We start from the raw sequence: 3,169 nt of genomic DNA on the forward strand, positions 1-3,169 counted from the left end.
AGCAGAAACGCAAGGACCAGTCCAGTCGGCGGATCGCCGTAGAGCATGCCATCGCCGAGCTGAAGTGGTGGCGGGTCCTGCAGCATGGGCGTATCTTGGCCGCGCAAACGCCCATGTGCCTGGCAAGTCGGACGATCATGGGGGACTTCGCGCAGATCACGCCGGCCGACGGCGTTCGGCGCGCCGGCCATGGCAGTGGCGGTCAGCGGCGGCGGGTGCCGCGGGGTGGGCGTGCGGTGCGGGCGGGGCGGGACGGGCGGGCCGCCGCGCCGGTGGCGGCGTGGGTGGCCGGCCAGTGGGCGGGGCGGGACAGGGCGGCTGGCAGCAGGGTGCCGAGGTCGCCGCGCGCCGCGTCGAGCTGAGACTGGAGCAGGAACAGGCAGCCGGTCAGGTCGGCGCCCCGGATGTCGGCGCCGCGCAGGTCCGTGCCCAGCAGATCCGCCCCGGCCAGGTTCGCGCCGCGCAGGTCGGCGCCGATCAGGTACGCCCCGCGCAGGCCGGCCCGGCGCAGGTCGGCCTCGCGCAGGTCCGCGCCCATCAGGTCGGCGCCGGAGCGGTCGGGGCCGGGGCGGGCGCCGCGGCCGCGTACCAGTGCGCTGGTCTGGCGCAGCAGGTCGGCGGCCTCGCGGCGGCGGGCGTCGACGTCGAGCGCGGCGAGCTGCTGCGGGGTGCCGCCGGTCAGCTGCTCGGTCTGCGCCTGCACCCGGGCCAGGTCGGCGTCCAGGGCCGCGCCGGGCCGGGCCGAGCGCGCCTCGGCGAGGTAGTACAGCAGCTCGTGCAGGTGCCGCATGACGCTGAACGAGGCGAACATGTCCCGGGCCAGGGCGGGTTCGGCCCGCCAGTCGCGGCCGCCGAACGTCACCTGGGCGACCTGCTGCCCGGCGCCGAAGCAGTCGAACACGGTGCACCCGGCGAAGCCGCGCTCGCGCAGCGACGTGTGGATGCCGCAGCGGAAGTCCTCGCGCAGGTTGGGGCAGGCCTGCCCGGCCGGCTTGTCGATGGCGAAGTCGGTCGAGCGCGCGAACGCCGGTGCGACGCAGCACAGCGCGAAGCAGCGGGAGCAGTCGGCGTGCAGCCGCTCACGCCAGCCGGGCGGCTGCGGAGTCTGCTCGGACAACAGCGGGTCGACCCCCGTACACGAAAGATGACTGGTGCAGGTCGAGCCTATCGGCCCGGCCCGCTAGTCCCCCGCGGCACCGTCGATCCGCTCGCGGATGAGGTCGGCGTGGCCGTTGTGCCGGGCGTACTCCTCGATCATGTGCACGTAGACCCAGCGCAGCGACATGGTGTCGCCGGTGCGCTCGTGGACGAACTCCTCGTCCAGCGACGCCCCGGCGACCGCGGCCCGGCAGGCGTCCCACTCGGCGGTCAGCGTCGCGAACGCCGCCTGGGCGCCGGCCGGGTCGACCTCGAACGCGGCGCCGGGCCGGCCGTCGGGGTGGGCGTACAGCGCGGGGATCTGCTCGCCGCGCACGCGGCGGCGGAACCAGGTGCGCTCGACGTCGGCCAGGTGCCGGACCAGCCCGAGCAGGGTCAGGCCCGACGGCGGCGCGGACGCCTGCGCGAGCTGCTCGGCGGTGAGCCCGGCGCACTTGTGCAGCAGCGTGCCGCGGTGCCAGTCGAGCCAGCCCTCCAGCATGGTGCGCTCGTCGGCGACGAACGGTTCGCTGCGCCGGTCGGTCTGCGGTGCGGTCCACGTCATGCCGGTCATGATGCCCGCCGCGCCGGTCGCGTGCACATCGGGGCCCGGCGCGGGTACGCTGCCCGTCCTGTGATCGAGACCGAGCGGCTGGTGCTGCGCCCGTACCGGCCGATGCTGGCGGCGCGGATCGCCGACGGCGCGCCGCGTGACCCGCGCTGGGCCGACGACTTCCCCGGCGACGGCGAGCAGCTCGCGGCGCGGATGTTCCTGCAGGCGGGCGCTCCGGCGGGGCCGTGGGTGCCGTACACGGTCGAGCTGCGCGCCACCGGGCTGGTGGTGGGCGGGGCGGGTTTCCACGGCGCGCCGGACCGGCACGGCACGGTCGAGCTGGGGTACGGGCTGGTCGCGGCCGCGCGGGGGCACGGCTACGCCACGGAGGCGACCAACGCGCTGGTGGCGCTGGCCGCGAAGCTCGGCGCCCGCCTGGTCGTGGCGGAGCTGGCCCACGACAACCCGCCGAGCGCGAACGTGCTGCGCCGGGCCGGGTTCACGCAGGTGGAGCCGCTGCGCTGGACGCGGTCGCTGGTCTGAGCCAGCCCGCCGGCACGGTGTACTCCCAGCCCGGCTGCCACGTGAAGGGCGCCGCGCACCGCTCGCGCAGGTCCGCGCCGTCCAGCAGCACCGCCAGGGCATGCCGGTTGGCCGAGTGCGACACCAGCAGCACCCGCCGCCCGTCGTGCTCGGCGGCGAGCTGTTCGAGCAGGTCGGCGGTGCGGTCGACGACCTGCCGGTAGGACTCGCCGCCGGGGAACGGCACGTCGACGCGGTGCGGGCGTTCGGCGTCGAGCCGGGTCACCGGCATGCCGTTCAGCTCGCCGTAGTTGATCTCGCGGAGGCGGGGGTCGGTGCGCACCGGGATGCCGGTGCCGCCGAACGCGATGTCGGCGGTCTGCACGGCGCGGTGCAGGTCCGAGCAGAGCACCAGGTCGATGCCGTCGTCGCGGCGGCGTGCGCCCAGCTCGGCGGCGGTGCCCCGGCCCGCCTCGGACAGCTCGCCGGGCAGCCAGCCGGTGGCGAGGCCGGCCTCGTTGTCGCGGGTGATGGGCGTGGGTCTCGTACACCAGGGACAGCGTCATGCCCGGAGTCTGCCAGTGCCGGCGGCTGCCCGCTGGTTCGGTGAAACGTGCATCTCGCGGTGATTCGTCCGGACAATGGACGAGGAGGTGTTCAGCATGAAAGCGAAAGTCGGAGACACCATCGTCGTCGAGGGCACGCGCGTCGGGGACCACCGCAGGATCGGCGTGATCACCGCCGTGCCACACGAGGACGGCAGCCCGCCGTACACCGTGCGCTGGGAGGACGACCAGCACGAAGGCATCCTCTACCCCGGCCCCGACACCCACCTCAAAACCGACCGCTGACCGCCCGGAGCACCCGGGCGGCCGAAGATCGCGACGATCTTGCGCGAACAGCCACCCCGAACGCTCAGCGCTGGTGCTGGCGCTGCCGTTCCGCGCGTTCGCGCGC

6 protein-coding genes are annotated in these 3,169 nt (G+C 75.0%); 2 read left to right on the plus strand and 4 right to left on the minus strand.

Annotation, left to right across the window (positions count from 1 at the left end):
* From AB0J67_RS40220 to AB0J67_RS40230, 3 genes are all read right to left on the minus strand, one after another.
* On the minus strand, positions 1-191 hold a 191-nt coding region (locus AB0J67_RS40220), incomplete at its 3' end, for a hypothetical protein (RefSeq protein WP_363490938.1).
* 11 nt (positions 192-202) lie between these two features.
* On the minus strand, positions 203-1,117 hold the full coding sequence (locus AB0J67_RS40225) for a pentapeptide repeat-containing protein (RefSeq protein WP_363490940.1): 915 nt from the start codon (positions 1,115-1,117) through the stop codon (positions 203-205).
* Between the two features lie 63 nt (positions 1,118-1,180).
* A complete protein-coding gene (locus AB0J67_RS40230) occupies positions 1,181-1,702 on the minus strand; it encodes a DinB family protein (RefSeq protein ID WP_363490942.1) in 522 nt (173 codons plus the stop codon).
* A 69-nt stretch (positions 1,703-1,771) separates the two neighbouring features.
* Between AB0J67_RS40230 and AB0J67_RS40235 the strand changes: the two genes are divergently transcribed.
* A complete protein-coding gene (locus tag AB0J67_RS40235; RefSeq protein WP_363490944.1) occupies positions 1,772-2,233 on the plus strand; it encodes a GNAT family N-acetyltransferase in 462 nt (153 codons plus the stop codon).
* Here AB0J67_RS40235 and AB0J67_RS40240 read toward each other — a convergent pair.
* Positions 2,190-2,744 (minus strand): histidine phosphatase family protein, encoded by a 555-nt coding sequence (locus tag AB0J67_RS40240; RefSeq protein WP_363490946.1) that lies wholly within the window; start codon positions 2,742-2,744, stop codon positions 2,190-2,192. The genes AB0J67_RS40235 and AB0J67_RS40240 overlap by 44 nt on opposite strands.
* Before the next feature lie 130 nt (positions 2,745-2,874).
* On the opposite strand from AB0J67_RS40240, the gene AB0J67_RS40245 reads away from it, so the two are divergent.
* Entirely contained in the window at positions 2,875-3,063 is a 189-nt protein-coding gene (locus AB0J67_RS40245) for a DUF1918 domain-containing protein (RefSeq protein ID WP_212843366.1), read from the plus strand.
* Positions 3,064-3,169: the final 106 nt, after the last annotated feature.

Source organism: Catellatospora sp. NPDC049609, from assembly GCF_040675365.1.
Classification (GTDB): domain Bacteria; phylum Actinomycetota; class Actinomycetes; order Mycobacteriales; family Micromonosporaceae; genus Catellatospora.